Origin of the sequence: Dorea ammoniilytica (assembly GCF_025567415.1) — a bacterium.
In the GTDB taxonomy this organism is placed as follows: domain Bacteria; phylum Bacillota; class Clostridia; order Lachnospirales; family Lachnospiraceae; genus Claveliimonas; species Claveliimonas ammoniilytica.
In genome coordinates this window covers 402,220-426,007 of record NZ_JAOQJV010000001.1, presented here as the reverse complement: position 1 = coordinate 426,007, position 23,788 = coordinate 402,220, and the positions used below count along the sequence as shown (strand labels likewise).

The following is a 23,788-nucleotide window of genomic DNA, read 5'->3' as shown; positions in this document are numbered from 1 at the left end:
CATATACAGATCTGTGAAATTAATTGTTGACTTTTTTTGAGAACTATAATACTATTAATACATGATGACGAACGAATGTTCGAGAAAGCGTTCGAGATGTAAGGAGATTATAACATGGCAAGTGATGATAAGAAGAAAGCATTAGATGCAGCGATAGCGAAGCTGGAGAAGGATTTTGGTAAAGGTACAGTGATGAAGCTGGGAGATCCGGCTGCCAGAGTTGCAGTAGAGACTGTTCCAACAGGTTCTCTGAGCCTGGATATTGCATTAGGACTTGGCGGGGTACCAAGAGGACGAGTGATCGAGATATATGGCCCTGAGTCAAGTGGTAAGACTACAGTAGCACTTCATATGATTTCAGAAGTACAGAAGCAGGGTGGTATTGCAGGATTTATTGATGCAGAACATGCACTGGATCCTGTATATGCGAAGAATATCGGTGTGAATATTGACGAACTGTATATTTCACAGCCGGACAGCGGTGATCAGGCGTTGGAGATTACTGAGACTATGGTACGTTCCGGTGCGATGGATATTATCGTAGTGGACTCTGTAGCAGCGCTTGTACCGAGACAGGAGATAGAAGGTGATATGGGTGATTCACATGTAGGTCTGCAGGCAAGACTGATGTCTCAGGCGCTTAGGAAGCTTACACCTGTTATCAGCAAGTCGAACTGTGTCGTGATCTTTATCAATCAGTTACGTGAGAAGGTTGGTGTGATGTTCGGTAATCCGGAGACTACTACAGGTGGTCGTGCGCTGAAGTTCTATGCTTCTATCCGTATGGATATCCGTCGTATTGAGACTTTGAAGCAGAGCGGCGAGATGGTAGGTAACCGAGTTCGTGTTAAAGTGGTTAAGAACAAGATCGCGCCACCTTTCAAAGAGGCTGAATTTGACATCATGTTCGGTAAAGGTATTTCCAAGGAAGGAGATATCCTGGATCTGGCGACGAACCTTGGTATTGTGAATAAGAGTGGATCATGGTTTGCTTATGATGGAGATAAGATTGGACAGGGACGTGAGAACGCCAAGCAGTGGCTTGCATCTCATCCGGATAAGATGGAAGAGATCGATCATAAAGTACGTGCACATTATCAGGTGACTGAGGATGCAGATGCAACAGAAGAGACCGCAGATTCAGACAAGAGCGCGGGAAAAGATGTGGAATAAAAGATGCAGATTACAGATATCAAGTCGGTAAGTAAGACTAAGTTTAAAGTATATCTGGATGGACAGTTCGCCTTTACACTTTATAAAGGCGAACTGTTTCGCTATAGAATACAGGAAGATGGCGAGCTGAGTGAAGAAGTATATCAGGAGATACGGGAAAAGGTTGTTTTGAAAAGAGCAAAGTTGCGGGCGATGCATCTGCTGAATGATATGGACCGTACAGAAAGCCAGCTGCGCACCAAATTACTGAATGGTGATTATCCGGCAGACATTGCGGATGAGGCAATTGCCTATGTGAAGTCTTTTGGCTATATTAACGACGAGTCTTATATCCGACGATTTATTGAAAGCAGGAAGAATAGTAAAAGTAAGAAAGAGATTTATGCACTTCTGATGAAGAAGGGTGTAGATATGGAACGGGTGCGGGAGATTCTGAGTGAATACTACAGTGCGGAAGATTCTCTGAATGCTATACGTGATCTTTTACGGAAAAAGAGATATGATCCGAAGAGTGCTACAGATCAGGAAATGCGTAAAATATACGGCTATCTGGCAAGAAAAGGATTTGGTTATGAAGATATCCGTCAAGTAATACAGATTAACGAGTGGAATACTTGACATATTTGTGAAAACAGTATAAAATTTAAATGTTGTATTTGTACAATGAAAATTTAATAAGGAGGTGATCCTGTGCCAATAGGAATTGTGATTGCTGTAGCCGCAGTATTAGTCATTGTAGCCGCAGTTGTCAGTCATTTCGTGACGGTATCCAATCTCAGAAAGAATGCTGAGTCTAAAATTGGTAATGCGGAAAGCAGAGCTCGCGAGATTATTGATGATGCAGTTAAAACAGCCGAGGCGAAGAAGAAGGAATCTCTCTTGGAAATTAAAGAAGAATCTATCAAGACGAAGAATGAGCTCGAAAAGGAAACCAAAGAACGTAGAGCAGAGTTACAGCGTTATGAGAAGAGAGTTCTGTCCAAGGAAGAGTCTTTAGACAAGAAGTCTGACGCAATCGAGAGACGTGAAGCGGCATTTACGGCAAAGGAAGAACATTTACGTCAGCGTGAAGCGAAAGTGGAAGAGCTGAGTAAGCAAAGAGTACAGGAACTGGAAAGAATCTCAGGACTTACCTCCGAACAGGCAAAAGAATATTTGTTAAAAACTGTTGAAGACGATGTGAAACATGACACTGCGAAAATGATAAAAGAAATGGAAGCGCAGGCAAAGGAAGAGGCAGACAAGAAGGCAAAAGAATATGTCGTTACTGCTATCCAGAGATGCGCTGCCGATCATGTAGCAGAGACCACCATTTCGGTTGTTCAGCTTCCGAATGATGAGATGAAGGGAAGGATTATCGGACGAGAGGGTCGTAATATACGTACACTCGAAACTCTGACAGGTGTAGAACTGATTATTGATGATACACCGGAAGCAGTAGTTCTCTCCGGATTTGATCCGATTCGCCGTGAAGTAGCGCGAATTGCTTTGGAGAAGTTGATCGTAGACGGACGCATTCATCCGGCAAGAATCGAAGAGATGGTAGAAAAAGCGCAGAAGGAAGTAGATGCGATCATTCGTGAGGAAGGTGAAGCAGCAGCTCTCGAAGTTGGTGTTCATGGCATCCATCCAGAATTGATCAAGCTTCTTGGACGTATGAAGTTCAGAACGAGCTATGGACAGAATGCATTGAAGCATTCCATTGAAGTAGCACAGCTTTCCGGATTATTAGCCGGAGAGATCGGTCTGGATGTACGTCTTGCTAAGCGTGCCGGACTTCTGCACGATATTGGTAAATCCATTGACCACGATGTTGAAGGATCGCATATTCAGATAGGTGTGGATCTTTGTAGAAAATACAAGGAGTCGGCAACCGTTATTAATGCGGTTGAATCACATCATGGCGATGTGGAGCCGGAAACTCTGATCGCATGTGTAGTACAGGCGGCAGATACAATTTCAGCAGCAAGACCAGGTGCGAGAAGAGAGACAATCGAAACATACACAAACAGATTAAAACAATTAGAGGATATCAGCAACCAGTTTAAGGGTGTTGAAAAATCTTTTGCTATTCAGGCAGGTAGAGAGATTCGAATCATGGTAGTTCCAGAACAGGTATCTGATGCAGATATGGTATTACTGGCCAGAGATATTTCAAAACAGATTGAATATGAATTGGAATATCCGGGACAGATTAAGGTAAATGTCATCCGTGAATCGCGGGTAACAGATTACGCAAAATAAGGCATCTGTATAGAAGATAATGTCAGAAAAACCGGGCTTCGGCCCGGTTTTTTGTATAATTAAAGAATGTAACATTATTTTATAACAACTATCATAAAGAGAATATCATAAAACGAAAGGAGAACGCAAATGGCTGATGAAGTAAGAAGAATAAAAAGAGAACTGGTACACAAAGGAGCAGTGCTGGACATTTACTGTGACACCATGCAATTTGAAAATGGTAATACTGCTAAATGGGACTTTATTCATCACGACGGTGCGGCGGCTGTAGTGCCGGTTATGGATGACGGAAGACTTCTGATGGTGCGTCAGTATCGGAATGCATTGGAGAGATATACACTGGAGCTTCCGGCTGGCAAGCTCGATGACCCGAAAGAGGAAGGGATTGTATGTGCTGCCAGAGAACTGGAAGAGGAGACGGGGTATCGTTCAGATAAGTTGGAATGGCTGATCACGCTTCGGACAACGGTTGCATTCTGTGATGAACGGATTGAGATTTTTACAGCACATGATCTGATACCGACCAGCCAGGATTTGGATGAGGATGAGTATATTGACGTGAAAGCCTATACATTGGATGAACTGAAGAAAAAGATCTTTTCCGGTGAGATTGAAGATTCCAAGACAATCGCTGCCATCATGGCATATGCAGTGAAATATAATCGCTAAAGCAGGTATAAAGGAACGGAGCGGGCATATAATGAAATATCCTGACAGTACGAGGTGAGCAATGATAAAGAATCAGAGCAGAGTAGTGATATTGATTTATATGATTGGTTTTCTGTTGGGGATTGTCTATATGAATATGAGTGCTGGAGAATATATCTCGTCTATGGGAATATTCAACCGGAATTTTGCAGAACAATTTCAGAAAACAGACATAAAAGGGGTACAGTACCTGGGATATCTCGTTCGGCTGCGTGTTTTACCCGCGATTATTCTTGCGCTGATCGGAATGACACGCTTTCGCAGAATTGGTTCAACTGTATTTCTGGTATGGACGGGCATACTTTGCGGCGTGTATTTTACATGTGCGGTAATGAATCACGGAGTTAGCGGCGTGTTGTTTTGTGTGGTTGGATTGCTGCCACATATGGCATGTTATTTGTTTGCATATGGTATTTTGTTTATGACAATCTTCTTCTATCCAAAAAAACAGTGGAATTATGAAAAAACTATAGCATTTTGTCTTGCTATTTGTATGGGTATTGCGTTAGAATATAAAGCGAATCCAATTTTGGTAAAAATGATACTAAAAAGGATTTGATTTTTACCGCATTTTTACTTATAATCTTATATATACAATAGGAGATAAGAATATGGAAAATAAAGTATTAGAGTATGTTGAATATCTGAAAAAAACAAAAGGAATTTCCTTGAATACTGAGATGGCATACAGGCGTGATCTGATGAAGCTTGTAAAGTATCTTGATGCACAGAATGTATCTGATGTTACACAGATTACGGTCACAAATTTGAATTCTTACATGCTTTATATGGAGAAACAAGGGCTGACCAATACGACAATTTCAAGAAATGTTGCATCCATAAAAGGATTTTTCCAATATCTTGTCAGAGAAGGAATTCTGGCTGAGGACGTGTCTTCTACACTGACCAGTCCAAAGATTGAGCGGCGTGCACCGAAGAGTGCATCCAAGGAAGATGTTAAGAAAGTGCTTGCTGTTCCTAATGGCAAGACACCGAAGCTTTTGAGAGACAAAGCAATGATCGAACTGTTATATTCTACCGGTATCATGGTAGAAGAATTGGTCGGTCTGAAAGTGGGCGATATCAATACAGAACTCGGATATTTGCAGTGCCATTTTGAAGGTAATCAGAATGCATATCCGTTAGATCGTCAGGCGCAGAAAGCAATGAACGCATATTTGAGAAGCGGTCGTGATAAGCTGCTTAAGGGTACTGAATCAGACATTCTTTTCCCGAATATTTCTGGAAAGAAGATGAGCCGTCAGGGCTTTTGGAAGATTCTGAAAGGTTATGCTGCCAAGGCAGGAATTAAGGGAACGATTACTCCAAGTATGCTTCGTCACTCTTAATTTGCCCTTTTAACTCAACAGAATTACAAAAGACAATGAAATCAGAACAATAAAATCAGGAGCCACATCCTTTATGGGTGTGGCTCTTATAATGTCTCGCCCTTTTGGAAATATCGGTATAAAAACTGAAGAGACAAAAAGAACAGAAGTACCTGACTGAATAATAATCCGATTAAATAACCGTAGATACCTTTCTGCGGAATATATATGTAGATGCTCAGAATCCGGATGATCAGGTGAAGACTGTTGTACAGAAAAGAAATAAATGGTTTGCCCAGACCATTGATTATGCTTGTAAGGATACTGTTAGTGTATAGAAATGGACAGATCCAGGCCAATGTGGTGATGAATTTGCCGGCAAGTGAACTGTGAAAGAGCCAGATACCTGCAAGACTGCCGCCAAATAAAAAAACTACGCTGCACATTGCTCCCAACAGGAGACTTCCAAGGCATAGTCTACTGACAAAAATTTTTATGGCAGTATGATTTCTGGATGCCTGCAGCTCTGCAATGGCAGGTAATGTCATAGAGGCTATTGAATTGCTGACTGCAGTTGGAAACAAAATCAATGGAAGTGCCATGCCTGTCAACACGCCATACATACGTAAAGCATTATTCGTATCCATGCCAAAGGCACGAAGCTGCACCGGAATGGATACGGCTTCAATGCTCTGCAAAATATTCAGAAGTATTCGATTAGCAGTTAACGGAACGGACAAAGCTGTTAACTCTTTTAAGGAAGATAAAAACATGGAAGGAGTAGCCTGGCTATGCGCAAGTGTAATACCCTGTTTGCTGCGAAGAATATACAGGCTGTAACTCATAGAGAAAAATTCTCCGGCTGCAAGTCCGGCGACTGCGAGAGCAACGTTCGCATGGGAACCGTTTCTCGTAAAAACGGTAAATAATAGACAGACAAAAACAACCCGGGAAGTCTGCTCGATCAGTTGTGAAAATGCCGGAATACGTGTCTGCTTTAACCCCAGGTAATATCCGCAGATACAACTGTGAATGGATGCAAAGGGGATTGCGTATGACATGGCAGTAATAGAAAACATGCATCTTGGCTCGTGTAAAAAATGAATTGCGATTGCAGAGTTGTAATGCTGAAGCAGATACATGGTAATCATAGATAACAGAAAAGAAAGTCCTATCCCAGTGTAAAGAAGGCAGGTGCATTTTTTATCTCGATGAAGTGTGTGCTCACGTGCAACCGATCTGGAAACAGCGGTTTGGATACCAGCACTTGTGAATGAAATTGCAAGTGCATAGACAGGAAAAATCAACTGATATAGACCAACTGCTGTTTCTCCGAAGGAACGGCTTAAGAAAATCCGGTAGAAGAAACCGATCAATCGGGTAGCAATGCCTGTAAATGTAAGAATTAATGTTCCTTTAATGAGGATTTTTCGCTGCATGGAGTGACCCCTTTATTTACATTATCTTTATAATTTATTCCCAAATTCGCCTTGACAGAACCATTTCCCAGTGATATTCTACATACGTAAATCCTAGTAAAAAAGTAGGGATTTAAAAGAAGGTGATGAATTGAAGCTTTCTACAAAGGGAAGATATGGACTGCGTGCAATGATTGATATCGCGGTATACAGTGAGAAAGAACCGGTACCGATCTGTAAGATTGCAGAACGCCAGAGCCTTTCAGAACGATATCTGGAGCAGTTGATGTCTTTACTCAGAAAGAATGGACTGATTCGAAGCGTACGCGGAGCCGGCGGCGGATATGTGCTGGCGAGGGATGCTTCTGAAATATCGGTAGGTGATGTGCTTCGTGCCCTGGAGGGAAGCCTGGAACCTGTAGATTGTGATGGATTCAATCCAGATGGGGAATGCGAAGCAGCCGGAGAGTGTGTCACCAAGTATGTCTGGAGGAAGATTAATGAAAGCATTAATCGAACGGTAGATGAGATGAAGCTGGATACACTCGTAAAAGAAAGCAGGCAGCTATCTGGAAGTGACAGAAGTCATGCAAAGAAATGTGATCAATAGAATAGGATCAGCAGATTAATCAGGAAGACAAAAAGATACAGACCTTAAGGAGGAAATACAGAATGGAAAAGATTATTTATCTGGATAATGCAGCTACTACAAGGACGGCACCGGAAGTACTGGATGCCATGATCCCTTATTTTACAGAAAAGTATGGTAACCCGTCTACCGTATATAGCATCGGATCTCAGAACAAAGATGTAATTACAAAGCAGCGAGAGATCATTGCAGAGGCACTTGGAGCTCAGTCTAATGAGATTTATTTTACTGCCGGTGGATCTGAGTCAGATAACTGGGTGCTGAAAGCAACTGCTGATGCATATGCAGGCAAAGGGAATCACATTATTACAACTAAGATTGAGCATCATGCAATTCTGCACAGCTGTGAATACCTGGAAAAGAAAGGTATTGAAGTAACATACGTTGGAGTAGATGAGAACGGTGTTGTGGATCTGGAAGAATTAAAAGCAGCGATCCGTCCGACTACGATTTTGATTTCAGTCATGTTTGCAAATAATGAGATCGGAACGATTCAGCCAATCCGTGAGATCGGTGAGATCGCACATGAACATGGAATTCTGTTCCATACAGATGCAGTACAGGCATTTGGTCAGGTGCCGATTAATGTAGATGAGTATCATATCGATATGCTCAGTGCAAGCGGACACAAATTTAACGGACCAAAGGGAATTGGTTTCGCATACATCCGTAAAGGTGTTAAGATTCGTTCCTTTATTCATGGCGGAGCGCAGGAAAGAAAACGTCGTGCCGGTACAGAGAATGTGCCTGGAATCGTTGGAATCGGTACAGCAGCAGCAAGAGCAATGCGTACGATGAAAGAACGTACAGATAAAGAGATTGAATTAAGAGATTATCTGATTGAGCGTGTAATGAATGAGATTCCTTATACAAAGCTTAATGGTCACAGAGAAAAGAGACTTCCGAATAATGCAAACTTCTGTTTCCGCTTCGTAGAAGGTGAGTCGCTCCTGATCATGCTTGACATGAAAGGAATCTGTGGATCAAGCGGCTCAGCATGTACATCGGGATCCCTGGATCCGTCACATGTTCTTCTTGCAATCGGATTGCCTCATGAGATTGCTCACGGATCACTTCGCCTGACATTGGGTGAAGATACAACCAAAGAAGATATTGATTATGTAGTAGATTGTCTGAAGAAGATTGTGGCTGACCTTCGTGCAATGTCACCACTTTATGAAGATTTTGTTAGAAAACAGAACAGATAATTATACAGATTAGTCAGACGTTCGACTTGAATATAGACAGAGACATAACAGAGATAAAAATGGAGGAAAACTATGTATACAGAAAAGGTAATGGATCATTTCCAGCATCCTAGAAATATGGGAGAGATTGAGAACGCCAGCGGTGTGGGTACAGTTGGTAATGCAAAATGTGGAGATATCATGAGAATTTATCTGGATATTGATGAAAATCAGATTATCCGAGATGTAAAGTTTAAGACGTTTGGCTGTGGCGCGGCTGTCGCAACCAGCAGTATGGCTACAGAACTGGTAAAAGGAAAGAATATCCAGGAAGCCATGGAAGTGACTAATAAAGCGGTTATGGAAGCTCTGGACGGACTTCCGCCGGTAAAAGTACACTGCTCACTTCTTGCAGAAGAAGCAATTCATGCGGCACTCTGGGATTATGCAGAGAAGAATGGTATCGAGATCAAGGGACTTTCTAAGCCAAAGTCAGATATCCATGAAGGCGAAGAAGAGGAAGAAGAGGAATATTAAAAAAGGACGGGAAATATGGACCGTAAGAAAGTAGTAGTAGGAATGTCCGGTGGAGTAGATTCATCGGTGGCAGCTTTGCTTTTGAAACAGCAGGGTTATGATGTGATTGGTGTGACGATGCAGATCTGGCAGGATGAAGACGAATTCATCCAGGAAGAGAATGGCGGATGCTGTGGATTGAGTGCAGTGGATGATGCCAGAAGAGTTGCGGCCGAGATTGGAATTCCTTATTATGTAATGAATTTTAAAGACGATTTTCGTGCGTATGTAATCGATTATTTTGTGGGAGAATATACCAACGGCAGAACGCCGAATCCATGTATTGCATGTAATCGATATGTGAAATGGGAATCTCTTCTTAAGAGAAGTATGGATATTGGTGCCGACTATATTGCAACCGGTCATTATGCGCGGGTGGATAAGCTGCCGAATGGCAGATATGCATTGCGTACATCTCGTACCGAAAAAAAGGATCAGACTTATGCTTTGTATAATCTTACACAGGATCAGCTTTCAAGAACGTTAATGCCGGTAGGTGCTTACGAAAAGGATGAGATCCGTAAGATGGCTGAGGAAGCCTGTCTTCCTGTGGCACATAAGCCTGACAGTCAGGACATTTGCTTTGTGCCGGACGGTGATTATGCGTCTTTTATTGAAGAATACAGAGACACCAGATTCCCGGAAGGTAATTTTGTGACTGCGGATGGTAAGGTGATTGGACGTCATAAGGGGATTATCCATTACACTGTCGGCCAGCGTAAAGGACTGGGACTGGCACTTGGATATCCTGCGTTTGTTCTTGAAATCAGACCGGAGACGAATGAAGTAGTGATCGGTGGATATGATGAGTCACTAACAAATACAGTACGGGCAGTTCAGCTGAATTTCATGTCCGTGGAGGATCTTGCAGAACCAAAACGAGTGTGGGCGAAGATTCGATATAATCATAAAGGTGCGTGGTGTGTGATTGAAAAGACAGGACCGGATGAAGTGGTCTGTACATTTGACGAACCACAACGCGCTGTGACGCCTGGGCAGGCAGTGGTATGGTATGACGGTGAATATGTGCTGGGTGGCGGTACGATTACGGGAGGAAAATAGATATGAGAGCAGATGTGCATATGCATTGCGGTTTTTCGAATGATTCGGAGACCAGACCGGAAGATATGGTCGAGAATGCGATCGCAAAAGGTCTGTCGGTAATCTGTTTTACGGATCATTACGATAAAGATAATCTGGACTGGGGCGATGAAGCAATATTCGATGTGGAATCGTATTTTCAGAAAATGATAGAGCTGCAGGAAGAATACCGGGATCGGATTGAGATCCGGATCGGCGCTGAGATCGGCATGCAGCCGTATCTTGCGGAATATTATCAGAATTTCATGGCGCAGCATCCATTTGATTTTGTGATCGGTTCTGTGCATTCGGTGCTGGAACATGATGTGGCACTGGATTTCTTTCAGAAGCACAGTGATCCGGAAGGATATAAGATCTATTTTGAGGAAATGCTTCAGGATGTACAGAAGATTAAATCGTACGATGTGCTGGGACATCTGGATTACATTGTGAGATACAGCAATCAGGGAAGTAAGGGCTTTGATTTAAATGACTATATGGATATAATCGAAGAAATATTAAAACAGGTAATCGCGCATGGCAAGGGCATTGAGATGAATATGTCCGGTCTTAAGTATGGGTTGGGAGCACCACATCCGCAGCCGGAGATCATAAAACGATATCGGGAGCTTGGCGGTGAGATTATCACAGTCGGCGCAGATGGACATATCCCTGAGCATATTGCTTACGACTATCATCTGGCTGATGATATTTTGAAATCCTGTGGATTCAAGTATTATACGGAGTTCAAAGGAAGAAAACCACTCTTTGTGAAAATTTAATAGAAAAATGTGGAAAATCCACGGTTTTTTGAAAGAAATACCGTTCCTATTATAAAAAGATAAAAGAGGGTTGAATTTTTTTGCGATATTTAGTAAAATTAAGACTGGTTGATGATTCTTTAACAAGATGTTAAGGAATTTCAAATAAAAACGGCTGTATAACAGTCAAAATCATATTAGGAGGAATTAATCATGGCAGTAAAAGTAGCGATTAATGGATTTGGACGTATTGGACGTCTTGCATTCAGACAGATGTTCGGAGCAGAAGGATACGATGTAGTTGCAATCAATGACCTTACATCACCTAAGATGCTTGCTCACCTGTTAAAGTATGACTCATCACAGGGAACATACGCTCTGGCTGACAAGGTTGAAGCTACAGATGATTCTATCATCGTAGACGGAAAAGAAATCAAGATTTATGCAAAGGCTAACGCTGAAGAGCTTCCTTGGGGAGAGATCGGTGTAGACGTAGTTCTGGAGTGTACAGGATTCTACACATCTAAAGAAAAAGCATCTGCTCACATCAAGGCAGGAGCTAGAAAAGTTGTTATCTCTGCACCAGCAGGAAATGACCTTCCTACAATCGTATACAATGTAAACCATAACGTACTTAAGCCAGAAGATACAGTTATTTCTGCAGCTTCTTGTACAACAAACTGTCTTGCACCAATGGCTAAGGCTCTGAACGATCTTGCACCGATCAAGTCTGGTATCATGTGCACAATTCACGCTTACACAGGAGATCAGATGACTCTTGATGGCCCACAGAGAAAGGGTGATCTGAGAAGATCTCGTGCAGCAGCAGTTAACATCGTTCCTAACAGCACAGGTGCTGCTAAAGCAATCGGTCTGGTTATCCCAGAACTGAACGGAAAGCTTATCGGAGCTGCTCAGCGTGTACCAACCCCTACAGGATCTACAACAATCCTGACAGCAGTTGTTGACGGAGAAGTTACAGTTGATCAGATCAACGCAGCTATGAAGGCAGCTTCTACAGAGTCATTCGGATACAACACAGATGAGATCGTTTCCAGCGATATCGTTGGTATGAGATATGGTTCTCTGTTTGATTCTACTCAGACAATGGTTCTGCCACTTGACAACGGAACTACAGAGGTTCAGGTTGTTTCTTGGTATGACAATGAGAACTCTTACACAAGCCAGATGGTTAGAACAATCAAATACTTTGCTGAATTAGCATAATGTAATTGATTTTATAAGAGACTCAAAAGGGTCCGGTCGGTTTGGACCGGATCCTTTTTTCTATCATGATTAATTTGAAGGAGATGAAATTATGCTTAACAAAAAATCTGTTGATGATATTAATGTAAAGGGGAAAAAGGTTCTGTGCAGATGTGATTTTAATGTACCATTGATCGATGGTAAGATCACAGACGAGAACCGTCTGGTAGCTGCACTTCCTACAATCAAGAAGCTGATTGCTGATGGAGGACGTGTGATCCTTTGCTCACATCTTGGTAAGCCAAAGGGAGAACCAAAGCCGGAACTTTCACTGGCACCTGTAGCTGTTCGTCTTTCAGAACTGCTGGATCAGGAAGTTAAATTTGTTCCGAGTGATGTAGTAGTAGATGACAGTGTAAAAGCTGCTGTTGACGCTATGAAAGACGGAGAGGTGATTCTTCTTCAGAATACACGATACAGAGCAGAAGAGACAAAGAACGGAGAGGCATTCTCTAAGGAGCTGGCTTCTCTTTGCGATGTTTTTGTAAATGATGCATTTGGTACAGCTCACAGAGCACACTGCTCTAACGTAGGTGTAACACAGTTTGTTGATACAGCTGTGGTTGGTTACCTGATGCAGAAAGAGATTGACTTCCTTGGCAATGCAGTTAATAATCCGGAGAGACCGTTTGTTGCTATCCTTGGCGGAGCTAAAGTATCAAGCAAGATTTCTGTAATCGAGAATTTGATCGATAAGGTAGATACCCTGATCATCGGTGGTGGAATGTCTTACACATTCTGCAAAGCAAAAGGTGGCTCAGTTGGTAAATCCCTGCTTGAGGAAGACTATTGTGAATATGCACTGAACATGCTGAAGAAAGCAGATGAAAAGGGCGTTAAACTCCTTCTGCCGGTAGATAATGTGATCGCAGATGATTTTTCAAATGATGCTAACAGCAAAGTGGTAAATGCTGGTGAGATTCCGGAAGGTTGGGAAGGTCTTGATATCGGACCAGAGACAGCTAAGATCTTTGCAGCAGCAGTAAAAGATGCGAAGACAGTTGTATGGAATGGACCAATGGGATGTTTTGAGATGCCAAACTTTGCAAAGGGTACAGAGGCAGTAGCTAAGGCTCTTGCTGAGACAGACGCTGTTACTATCATTGGCGGTGGTGATTCTGCAGCAGCAGTTAACCAGCTTGGATACGGAGATAAGATGACACATATCTCTACAGGTGGTGGAGCTTCTCTGGAATTTCTGGAAGGAAAGGAACTTCCTGGTGTGGCTGCTGCTAACGATAAATAAGAAGAAAGAGGTAGAACAAACATGGCAAGAAGAAAAATTGTTGCAGGTAACTGGAAAATGAATAAGACACCAAGTGAGGCAGTAGCCCTTGTTGAGGAATTGAAACCGCTGGTAGCTAGTGATGATGTAGACGTAGTATTCTGCGTACCGGCTATTGATATTATTCCAGTAGCTGAGGCTGTTAAAGGAACGAACATTCAGGTTGGTGCTGAGAACATGTACTTTGAAGAGAAAGGTGCTTACACAGGCGAGATTTCACCGGCTATGCTGGTAGATGCCGGTGTTAAGTATGTAGTACTTGGACATTCAGAGAGAAGAGAGTATTTTGCTGAGACTAACGAGACAGTTAACAAGAAAGTCCTGAAAGCATTTGAGCATGGTATTACACCAATCATGTGCTGTGGAGAGACTCTTGAGCAGAGAGAGCAGGGAGTTACAATGGACTTCATCCGTCAGCAGGTTAAAGTTGGTCTGCAGAATGTAACAGCTGATCAGGCTAAGACAATGGTTATCGCTTACGAGCCAATCTGGGCTATCGGAACAGGTAAGACAGCTACTACAGAGCAGGCTCAGGAAGTATGCTCAGGTATTCGTGCCTGCATCGCTGAAGTATATGATGAAGCTACTGCAGAAGCAATCCGTATTCAGTACGGCGGATCTGTTAATGCTACTACAGCTCCTGAATTATTTGCTCAGCCGGATATCGACGGTGGTCTTGTAGGCGGCGCAGCTCTGAAGCCAGATTTCGGAAAAATCGTTAACTACAAATAAGACAAAATTTCAGGTCGTGGGGGTGGAAAGATTCGCCCCTGCGATTTTATGTTTTTATGAATTTGTGATAAAAAATAGTAGAACATAGAGGAGATAGAATAATGAGCAAGAAACCAACCGTACTCATGATTTTAGATGGTTATGGATTGAATAATGAGACCAAAGGTAATGCCGTAGCGGAGGCTAAGAAGCCGGTTATGGACAAACTGATGGCTGAATGCCCATTTGTACAGGGTAACGCAAGTGGACTTGCTGTAGGTCTTCCGGATGGTCAGATGGGTAACTCAGAGGTAGGACATCTGAACATGGGAGCCGGACGTATCGTATATCAGGATCTGACTAAGATCACAAAAGCAATTCAGGATGGAGATTTCTTTGAGAATAAGGCACTGCTTGCCGCATGCGAGAATGTAAAGAAAAATGCTTCTGCACTGCATTTATATGGGCTGGTATCCGATGGAGGTGTACACAGCCATAATTCACACATTTACGGACTCCTGGAACTGGCCAAGCGTCAGGGCATCGAGAAAGTATATGTACACTGCTTCCTTGATGGTCGCGACACACCACCGGCATCTGGTAAAGAATACGTAGCTGAACTTGAAGCCAGGATGGCAGAAATCGGCGTAGGTGAAGTGGCATCTGTTATGGGACGTTATTATGTTATGGACCGTGATAACAGATGGGATCGAGTAGAAAAAGCATACCGTGCACTCGTATTTGGCGAGGGTGAGAAGACTACAAGTGCCACAGAAGGCATTCAGGCTTCTTATGACAAGGATGTAACGGATGAATTTGTACTTCCGACTGTTGTAGAGAAAGACGGAGCCCCGGTAGCTACGATCAAAGATAACGATTCCGTGATCTTCTTTAATTTCCGTCCGGATCGTGCAAGAGAGATTACAAGAACATTCTGTGATGATGCATTTGACGGATTTGATCGTGGAGAAAGAATCCACACCACATATGTTTGCTTTACAGAGTATGATGTGACCATTCCTAACAAGCTGGTTGCGTTTGTAAAAGAAGAGATTACCAATACATTTGGTGAGTTCCTTGCTGCTAATGGTTTGAAACAGGCACGTATTGCAGAGACAGAAAAGTATGCACATGTAACGTTCTTCTTTAACGGCGGCGTTGAGGAACCAAATGAAGGTGAGGATCGTATTCTTGTAAAATCACCAAAGGTTGCAACTTATGATATGAAGCCGGAGATGAGCGCATACGAAGTATGTGATAAGCTGGTAGATGCGATTAAATCTGATAAATATGATGTGATCATCATCAACTTTGCTAACCCGGATATGGTAGGTCACACTGGCGTAGAACCTGCAGCAATCGCAGCAATTGAAGCTGTAGATGCATGTGTTGGAAAAGCAGTAGATGCAATCCGTGAAGTAGACGGACAGATGTTTATCTGTGCTGACCACGGCAATGCAGAACAGCTGATTGACAAAGAGACAGGTGAGCCATTTACAGCACATACAACCAATCCGGTACCATTTATTCTGGTAAATGCAGATCCTGCATACAAGCTTCGTGAGGGTGGATGCCTTGCAGATATCGCACCGACTCTGATCGAGCTGATGGGACTGGAACAGCCAAAAGAAATGACAGGTAAATCACTGCTTGTAAAATAATCGAAAATAATGAATGGTTGTAAGAATGAGCGTCCAGACGTAATGTCCGGGCGCTCATTTTATATAGGATAGGTTAAAATGGGTGTCAGATTATTCAGCCTTCTTGCATCGGCAGCTATTGCTCCATAACCGTTCAGCGGTCGGAGTCCAGTTCTCGGCATATGCCATACATTTATCACAGAGGTGATCGGCACTTTCCGGTGACTGGAGGTCGGTAGAATGTGCACCGGTTTTAGCAACCATCTGCCGCAGAAGCTGTGGGTTCTCAAGCATCGGACACGGTTTCAGATGGTTCTCATTGAATGGCTGACCATCGTGATATGCCATGAACATCGGAGACTGAAGCACTTCTAACAGGCTCTTTTCGCGGATATTGGAATCGGAATAATGGATGAATACACATGGGTCGCAGTCGCCATTCGCATTGATATGCAGATAGCGGCGTCCACCGGCGATACATCCGCCTACGTATTCGCCGTCGTTCTGGAAATCCATAGCAAAAATTGGTTTTGTTGCACGTACCTGACGGATCTTATGATACATATATTCACGCTGCGCAGGTGTTGGCAGGAGTTCAGGTACAGCATCATTTCCAATCGGCATATAGTGGAAATACCATACAAACTTGGCTCCCCATTTGATCATCTGGTCAAAGTATTCATCACTGCTGATAGAATCCAGATTCTGACTGGTATAGCAACAACTGATACCAAATGGAAGTTTCTTCTCTTTCAGTAGGTTCATAGCTTTTACAACCTTCTGGAATGTTCCGTTTCCACGTCGTCCATCGGTGGCTTCTTCAAATCCCTCTACGCTAATTGCAGGAATGAAGTTCTTTACATCCAGCATTTGTTCAGCAAATTCTTCATCAATAAGGGTTGCATTGGTAAAAGAAAGAAACTGGCAGTCATGATGCTTTCTGCATAATGCGATCAGATCTTTTTTACGTACCAACGGTTCACCACCGGTATATATGTACATGTAGATGCCCATTTCTTTCCCCTGCATAATGATAGAATCAATCTCATCAAAGGTCAGGTTTAGCTTGTTTCCATATTCGGCTGCCCAACAACCTGTACAGTGCAGATTACAGGCAGATGTAGGATCGAGTAGGATTGCCCATGGAATATTACAGTGGTATTTCTCGCGCAACTCTGTTTGTCTTTTCCATCCAAGTAAGTTGGCATTGAGAAAGAAATTTTCAAACACTGCTTTTAATATGCCGGGATCAATCTCTGTCAGTATATTAATAATAAGCTGATACATGTTGTTGTCCGGATTATTAATGACCTTTCGGATTGCGGCACGCTGGGATGGATAGCTGTTCGGTCCATTGCCGGCTAATTTGTCTACCCAATCCATAAGCTTCGGAAGATTCTGTTCTGGGTTCTTTTCAATATAATTAAATGCGGTTTTCAGACCATATTGTACAATTCTGCTTGAAGTATCCATAATATTCATTCCTCCATTTATACTTATTTCTTTCAGTTATATATATAATGATATATATCTGTTTGAAATTAACAATCGACAAAAAAATCCCTGTGTCAAAAAATTTGACACAAGGATTACTCTGTCTAAAAGGTATGTGAGGAATAAAATGCTATCTTTGGATGAAACGTTCAAGAGCAGTATCAAGACTGCCATCTACTAAGGTAAGATAATCATCCAACTGAATTTTATGTTCATTTGGCATACCGTGTTCTAACCATTCGAGAATCAGTTCGAGGCAGATCCACGTATAGGCTTTGGTAACAAATACACGTTTTTCCTTTGGTACAGACGAAGCTGACGTGCACAGGGAAATGCGGTAGTCTATGATCGGTGTAATAAATTTCAGCAGAAAATTCTCATAATATGTTTTATTAACGGGGTCATATGCATGAAGAATCTGCTTTTTTCTGGAATAAAGGAATTGATATAAGTGATAAATGCTTTCCTTCCATTCGATAACCAGAGAATCTTCAGAGAAATCTGATATATCGGATAAATATTCTCTGATATCATTCTCCAGAGTCCATTCCATCAGTTCATAGATGTCACGGAAATGATAATAAAAAGTCTGACGGTTTACCCCGCATTTAGTCACAATATCTTTTACTGTAATCTTATCAATCGTTCGGGCTTCCAGAAGTATTTTAAAAGTTTCCGAAAGAGCCTGTTTGGTAGATTGCCGCATAGAATACTCCTTTCAAATATTTATCTCAGTCGAGAAGACTCCAACCTCTTCAGGGGGTGAGTAATAGCGAATTTGTCTCAGTGGGAGTCCAATCTCCGACTGAGATAAACGCTCCGCGAGGATGCGCAGTGATTCTGATAGGAATATGTCAGCTTCGCTGACCAGAATCACGCGCTAAGTCTCACGGACGTTCGACTTTAATTAGAAGCATCAAGATTCTTGTTAGCAGTTGACAGCATTAATTTGATACGGTTCAGCTGGTTAACTTCGCTGGCACCCGGATCGTAGTCGATGGCTACGATATTTGCCTGAGGGTAACGTCTGCGGAGTTCTTTGATAACACCTTTACCTACCACATGGTTTGGCAGACATGCAAATGGCTGTGTACAAACGATGTTGGATGCACCGCTGTGGATCAGTTCTAACATTTCTCCGGTAAGGAACCATCCTTCACCGGTCTGGTTACCGAGGGATACGATTTCGGACGCCATTTTACCAAGATCTTCGATCTTAGCCGGCGGGGCAAAATGTTTGCTCTTTTTAAACGCTTCCGTTGCCGGGGCACGAAGCCATTCGATAGCTTTGATTCCAAGGTTACCGAGCATTTTCTGCTTTTTGGCAAATCCAAGTTTCTCTACTTTGAATGTCTGATTATAGAAGCAGTAGTTCAGGAAGTCCAGAAGATCAGGAACAACTGCCTCAGCACCTTCGCTTTCCAGAAGGTCTACCAGATGGTTGTTGGCTGCAGGCAGGAACTTAACCAAGATTTCACCAACAACACCAACACGAGGTTTTTTGATATCCAGAAGTTCGATATTATCAAAATCTTCAATGATCTCGCGACATATTTTCTTAAACTTATGTCTGGATGGATAACCATTGGACACAAAATCAGCGCAGCGTTTTTCCCATTTCTTATGCATAGCGTTAACGGAACCCGGTACAGCCTCGTATGGACGGAGACGATATACACATTTCATGAAAATATCTCCGAATACAACTGCATATACACCGCGGACAACCAGTGGAGCGGTGATCTTGAATCCAGGATTACCTTCCAGTCCGCTTAAGTTGATGGAGATGACCGGAATATGTGCGTATCCGGCTTTTTTCAGTGCACGACGGATAAATCCAATATAGTTGGAAGCACGGCATCCACCACCGGTCTGACTGATGATGACAGCAATCTTATCGGTATCGTATTTGCCGGAAAGAATTGCCTCCATAATCTGGCCGACCACCATCAGTGATGGATAACAGGCATCATTATTTACATATTTTAATCCCACATCGACTGCCTGTTTGTTGTCATTCGGAAGTACTTCAATCTTATAACCGGAAGCACGGAATGCCGGCTCTAAGAGTGAAAAGTGAATCGGTGACATCTGAGGGCAAAGAATGGTATATTCTTTACGCATTTCTTTGGTAAATGGCACCTTGGTAATATTAGCAGGACGAATCTCGCGTTTGGTTCCACGCTGTTCACGCACACGAAGGGCGGCAAGCAGGGAGCGGACACGAATACGTGCTGCACCAAGGTTATTAACCTCATCAATCTTTAAGGTGGTGTAGATTTTGTCTGAGCGATTCAGAATATCTGCTACCTGATCGGTTGTAACTGCATCCAGACCACAGCCAAAGGAATTCAGCTGGATTAGATCCAGATTCTCGGTTGTCTTCACATAGTTGGCTGCTGCATACAGACGAGAGTGGTACATCCACTGATCCATAACATTGATCGGACGTTCTACCTGATGCAGGTGAGACACACTGTCTTCAGTCAGTACGGCAATATTGTAGGAATTGATCAGTTCCGGAAGACCATGGTTAACCTCAGGATCAATATGGTATGGACGTCCGGCAAGAACGATACCACGGTTACCGGTCTCGTTCAGGAATGCGATGGTTTCTTCTCCTTTTTTCATCATATCCTCACGGCAGGCGGCAAGCTCCAGCCATGCGTTATGTACAGCGGCTCTGATCTCTGTTTCAGGGATGGAGAATCTTGTTCCGATTTCTTCTGTCAGACTGGAAGAAAGAGTCTCTTCGCTCTTGAATGAAAGGAATGGATGAATAAAGTCGACCTCTCCATTCACAATCGCATCCATATTATTCTTAATATTCTCCGGATAGGAGGTTACGATCGGACAGTTGTAGTGGTTGTTGGCATCCTCGAACTCCTGACGCTCGTAAGGGATGCTAGGATAGAAGATATGTGGAACCTTCTGGTTGATCAGCCACTGGACATGTCCATGTGCAAGCTTAGCCGGATAACACTCAGATTCACTTGGAATGGATTCAATACCAAGCTCATATATTTTTCTTGTAGATGCCGGTGTCAGAATTACACGGAATCCAAGTTCGGTAAAGAAAGTATGCCAGAACGGATAGTTCTCGTACATATTAAGTACACGAGGAATACCCATGACACCTCGTTTTGCTTTTTCTTCCGATAATGGTTCATAGTCAAAATACCGGTGCATCTTATAATCAAAAAGGTTCGGTAATTTATTAGCTGTTTTTTCTTTACCAAGACCACGTTCACAACGGTTACCTGTAATAAACTTACGTCCTCCGCTAAAATGGCTGATGGTAAGACGACAGTTGTTGGTGCAGCCCTTGCATTTGGTCATAGTTGTGCGATATTCCAGAGCATTAATATCATCGATAGACAGCATGGTTGTACCTTCGCAGTCTACGTAACGCTCTCTGGCAATCAGTGCAGCTCCAAATGCTCCCATGATACCTGCAATATCCGGGCGAACTGCATCGCATCCGGCAATCATTTCAAAGCTGCGAAGAACAGCATCGTTATAGAACGTACCTCCCTGAACAACAATGTGCTTACCGAGTTCAGAGGCGTCAGATACTTTGATTACCTTAAATAATGCATTTTTAATAACAGAGTAAGCAAGACCGGCAGAAATGTCAGAGACTTCAGCTCCTTCTTTCTGTGCCTGCTTTACTTTGGAATTCATAAATACAGTGCAACGTGTTCCAAGATCGATTGGATTCTTGGCAAATAATGCTTCATGTGCAAAATCCTGAACAGAGAAGTTCAAAGATTTGGCAAAGGTCTCGATGAAAGAACCACAGCCGGAAGAGCATGCTTCGTTAAGTTGTACACTGTCTACCGTCTGGTTCTTGATCTTGATGCATTTCATATCCTGACCACCGATATCCAGGATACAGTCTACATCCGGTTCAAAGAAAGATGCAGCATAATAATGGGATACGGTCTCAACTTCACCCTCGTCCAGCATCAGAGCGGCTTTGATCAAAGCTTCACCATATCCGGTAGAGCAGGAGTGGACGATTTCCACATCTTCCGGAAGTCTGGAATAAATATCCTTGATTGCGGAAATGGTAGTACCTAATGGATCTCCTTCATTATTATGGTAGAAAGAGTACAGAAGAGTGCCATCTTCACCTACCAGTGCTGCTTTGGTTGTAGTAGAGCCCGCATCAATACCGAGGAAGGCTTTACCATGGTAGGAAGACAGTTCCTTCATTGGCACCTGGTCTTTATTATGACGATTGGTAAATTCGTTATAGTCATCTTCTGAGGCAAAGAGCGGCTGCATACGCTCAACTTCAAAGTCCATCTGAATGTGATCGGCAAGTCTCTGCTGCATAGTCTGAATAGGTATGTCCAGATCATGCTCAGAATTCAGCGCAGATCCAATAGCAGCAAAGAGGTGGGAGTGATCCGGAGCAATGGTATGTTCGTCATCCAGCTTCAAAGTACGGATAAATGCCTCTTTCAATTCAGATAAAAAATGAAGCGGTCCACCAAGAAATGCTACGTGTCCGCGAATTGGTTTACCGCAGGCAAGACCACTGATGGTCTGATTGACTACTGCCTGGAAAATCGAGGCAGATAAGTCTTCTTTCGATGCACCTTCGTTGATCAATGGCTGAATGTCAGATTTGGCAAATACACCACAGCGCGCTGCAATGGTGTAGAGCGCTTTATAATTTTTAGCATACTCGTTCAGTCCTGATGCATCAGTCTGAAGAAGAGAAGCCATCTGGTCAATAAAAGAACCGGTACCACCGGCACATACACCATTCATACGCTGCTCAATATTACCGCCTTCAAAATAAATGATCTTGGCATCTTCGCCGCCGAGTTCGATTGCTACGTCGGTCTGAGGGGCATAGTCCTGAAGGGCAGTGGATACAGCCACAACTTCCTGTACGAATGGGACTTTCAGATGCTTGGCAAGTGTCAGTCCACCGGAACCGGTGATGACCGGTGAAACATGGATACTGCCGAGTTTCTCTGCTGCACGCCCCAAAAGGTCGGAAAGAGTTTCCTGAATGTTGGCGAAATGCCGCTCATAACTTGAAAATAATACTTCATTGGCAGAATCTAATATGGCAATCTTAACTGTAGTAGAACCAATATCAATTCCCAATGTATAGATCTCATTTCTATTCATGGATATCTCCTTTTCTGGTATATAAATATGTGTCTTTTCCTATTAAAATGTGTAAAGTATTTTTTTACAACTTTTAACATTATACGACATTCATTTCTAAAACACAATTAGAAGTTGCCGGAGATCAAGTGAAAAATTTATAAAATACAGGGCGGAAATATGTAAAATATGTGTTTTCATCGGTGCGTAATTGACAAATAAAAAAGGAAAAGGTAGAATAACTACATGTTTACAGCAAAGATTAAGGAGAAGGAATATGAACTGGCTTGACAAATTAGAACGCAAATTCGGCCGCTATGCGATTCACAATCTGATGTATTACATCATCATTCTGTATGCGGTGGGATTTGTATTTCAGATGATTAACCCATCATTTTATTATAATTATCTCAGTCTGGACGCTGCGGCGATCTTGCATGGACAGATATGGAGGATTGTGACATTTATCATTCAGCCACCATCTTCGAGTCTGCTGTTTATCATTATTGTATTATATTTTTATTACGTGCTGGGATCCAATCTCGAGAGGACCTGGGGCGCATTCCGGTTTAATGTATATTTCTTTTCAGGAATGCTGTTCCATGTGATCGCAGCTATCATTGTTTACCTGCTGACAGGGCTTTCCCTGCCATTAGGAACCAGCTATCTGAATCTGTCGCTGTTTTTTGCATTTGCAGCGATGTATCCAGAACTTGAGTTTCTGCTGTTCTTTCTGATCCCGATCAAAGCCAAATGGCTGGCGATTATTGACGGAGTGTATTTTGGATACACAGTACTGCAGGCATTTCTTCCGGCTTATGGCGGAGGATATTATGGTATTCTTTATAAAGCGAATGCACTTGCTGCAGTTGTATCTATTCTGAATTTCGTGATCTTTTTCTTATGTTCGCGGAACATGAAGCCTTACAGTCCGAAAGAGCGTATGCGGAAGCAGCAGTTTAAGCAGAAAATGCGTCCGGTTAATCACTATGCCGGTGGCGCGAGACACCGTTGTGCGGTGTGCGGAAGGACAGAGCTGGATGATCCGAATCTGGAATTTCGTTATTGCTCAAGATGCAACGGTGATTATGAATATTGTCAGGATCACTTGTTTACGCATACACATGTGAAGTAATAC

Annotated in this window: 20 protein-coding genes; 16 read left to right on the top strand and 4 right to left on the bottom strand. The window is 42.7% G+C overall.

Translation table 11 applies throughout. From position 1 onward, the window contains the following. Window positions 1–114: 114 nt before the first annotated feature. The 6 genes from recA (at window position 115) to OCV65_RS02025 (ending at window position 5,474) form a co-directional block, all read left to right on the top strand. Entirely contained in the window at window positions 115–1,173 is a 1,059-nt protein-coding gene (recA, locus tag OCV65_RS02050) for a recombinase RecA (protein WP_118451980.1), read from the top strand. A 3-nt stretch (window positions 1,174–1,176) separates the two neighbouring features. Then, entirely contained in the window at window positions 1,177–1,791 is a 615-nt protein-coding gene (locus tag OCV65_RS02045) for a regulatory protein RecX (protein ID WP_262580761.1), read from the top strand. A gap of 72 nt (window positions 1,792–1,863) precedes the next feature. Beyond that, window positions 1,864–3,417, top strand: a complete 1,554-nt coding sequence (gene rny / locus OCV65_RS02040; protein WP_118451978.1) for a ribonuclease Y — start codon at window positions 1,864–1,866, stop codon at window positions 3,415–3,417. A 129-nt stretch (window positions 3,418–3,546) separates the two neighbouring features. Beyond that, the gene (locus tag OCV65_RS02035; protein WP_118451977.1) at window positions 3,547–4,086 is read left to right on the top strand and encodes an NUDIX hydrolase; all 540 of its coding nucleotides are present in this window, start codon (window positions 3,547–3,549) and stop codon (window positions 4,084–4,086) included. A 61-nt stretch (window positions 4,087–4,147) separates the two neighbouring features. Then, complete coding sequence (locus OCV65_RS02030) at window positions 4,148–4,684, top strand: stage II sporulation protein M (RefSeq protein ID WP_262580760.1); 537 nt, start codon at window positions 4,148–4,150, stop codon at window positions 4,682–4,684. A gap of 52 nt (window positions 4,685–4,736) precedes the next feature. Next, a complete protein-coding gene (locus OCV65_RS02025; protein ID WP_118451975.1) occupies window positions 4,737–5,474 on the top strand; it encodes a tyrosine-type recombinase/integrase in 738 nt (245 codons plus the stop codon). An 86-nt stretch (window positions 5,475–5,560) separates the two neighbouring features. On the opposite strand, the gene OCV65_RS02020 is transcribed toward OCV65_RS02025, so the two are convergent. Continuing rightward, window positions 5,561–6,892 carry an oligosaccharide flippase family protein gene (locus OCV65_RS02020; protein WP_262580759.1) on the bottom strand — a complete coding sequence of 444 codons (1,332 nt, stop codon included), beginning with the start codon at window positions 6,890–6,892 and terminating at the stop codon, window positions 5,561–5,563. A gap of 130 nt (window positions 6,893–7,022) precedes the next feature. Between OCV65_RS02020 and OCV65_RS02015 the strand changes: the two genes are divergently transcribed. From OCV65_RS02015 to gpmI, 9 genes are all read left to right on the top strand, one after another. Beyond that, window positions 7,023–7,481 (top strand): RrF2 family transcriptional regulator, encoded by a 459-nt coding sequence (locus OCV65_RS02015; protein WP_118383549.1) that lies wholly within the window; start codon window positions 7,023–7,025, stop codon window positions 7,479–7,481. A gap of 62 nt (window positions 7,482–7,543) precedes the next feature. Further along, window positions 7,544–8,728 carry a cysteine desulfurase NifS gene (nifS, locus tag OCV65_RS02010; protein WP_262580757.1) on the top strand — a complete coding sequence of 395 codons (1,185 nt, stop codon included), beginning with the start codon at window positions 7,544–7,546 and terminating at the stop codon, window positions 8,726–8,728. 72 nt (window positions 8,729–8,800) lie between these two features. Then, the gene (gene nifU / locus OCV65_RS02005) at window positions 8,801–9,244 is read left to right on the top strand and encodes a Fe-S cluster assembly scaffold protein NifU (RefSeq protein WP_118451971.1); all 444 of its coding nucleotides are present in this window, start codon (window positions 8,801–8,803) and stop codon (window positions 9,242–9,244) included. Window positions 9,245–9,259: 15 nt separating this feature from the next. Further along, window positions 9,260–10,345 (top strand): tRNA 2-thiouridine(34) synthase MnmA, encoded by a 1,086-nt coding sequence (gene mnmA / locus OCV65_RS02000; RefSeq protein ID WP_262580755.1) that lies wholly within the window; start codon window positions 9,260–9,262, stop codon window positions 10,343–10,345. 2 nt (window positions 10,346–10,347) lie between these two features. After that, window positions 10,348–11,145 carry a histidinol-phosphatase HisJ family protein gene (locus tag OCV65_RS01995; protein WP_262580753.1) on the top strand — a complete coding sequence of 266 codons (798 nt, stop codon included), beginning with the start codon at window positions 10,348–10,350 and terminating at the stop codon, window positions 11,143–11,145. Between the two features lie 192 nt (window positions 11,146–11,337). Further along, on the top strand, window positions 11,338–12,351 hold the full coding sequence (gene gap / locus OCV65_RS01990) for a type I glyceraldehyde-3-phosphate dehydrogenase (protein WP_118383554.1): 1,014 nt from the start codon (window positions 11,338–11,340) through the stop codon (window positions 12,349–12,351). A 91-nt stretch (window positions 12,352–12,442) separates the two neighbouring features. Further along, window positions 12,443–13,636: a phosphoglycerate kinase gene (locus tag OCV65_RS01985; RefSeq protein ID WP_118451968.1), complete on the top strand. Its 1,194-nt coding sequence runs from the start codon at window positions 12,443–12,445 to the stop codon at window positions 13,634–13,636. A gap of 21 nt (window positions 13,637–13,657) precedes the next feature. Then, entirely contained in the window at window positions 13,658–14,407 is a 750-nt protein-coding gene (gene tpiA / locus OCV65_RS01980; RefSeq protein WP_118383556.1) for a triose-phosphate isomerase, read from the top strand. Between the two features lie 101 nt (window positions 14,408–14,508). Then, on the top strand, window positions 14,509–16,047 hold the full coding sequence (gene gpmI, locus OCV65_RS01975; RefSeq protein WP_118451967.1) for a 2,3-bisphosphoglycerate-independent phosphoglycerate mutase: 1,539 nt from the start codon (window positions 14,509–14,511) through the stop codon (window positions 16,045–16,047). Window positions 16,048–16,137: 90 nt separating this feature from the next. On the opposite strand, the gene OCV65_RS01970 is transcribed toward gpmI, so the two are convergent. The 3 genes from OCV65_RS01970 to OCV65_RS13545 form a co-directional block, all read right to left on the bottom strand. After that, window positions 16,138–17,508, bottom strand: a complete 1,371-nt coding sequence (locus OCV65_RS01970) for a radical SAM/SPASM domain-containing protein (RefSeq protein ID WP_262580750.1) — start codon at window positions 17,506–17,508, stop codon at window positions 16,138–16,140. A gap of 142 nt (window positions 17,509–17,650) precedes the next feature. Then, window positions 17,651–18,226 (bottom strand): TetR/AcrR family transcriptional regulator C-terminal domain-containing protein, encoded by a 576-nt coding sequence (locus tag OCV65_RS01965; protein ID WP_262580749.1) that lies wholly within the window; start codon window positions 18,224–18,226, stop codon window positions 17,651–17,653. A gap of 197 nt (window positions 18,227–18,423) precedes the next feature. Then, complete coding sequence (locus OCV65_RS13545; RefSeq protein WP_262580748.1) at window positions 18,424–22,671, bottom strand: 2-hydroxyacyl-CoA dehydratase; 4,248 nt, start codon at window positions 22,669–22,671, stop codon at window positions 18,424–18,426. 256 nt (window positions 22,672–22,927) lie between these two features. Here OCV65_RS13545 and OCV65_RS01955 point away from each other — a divergent pair, with 256 nt between their 5' ends. Next, window positions 22,928–23,785, top strand: a complete 858-nt coding sequence (locus tag OCV65_RS01955; protein WP_262580747.1) for a rhomboid family intramembrane serine protease — start codon at window positions 22,928–22,930, stop codon at window positions 23,783–23,785. Window positions 23,786–23,788 lie beyond the last annotated feature (3 nt).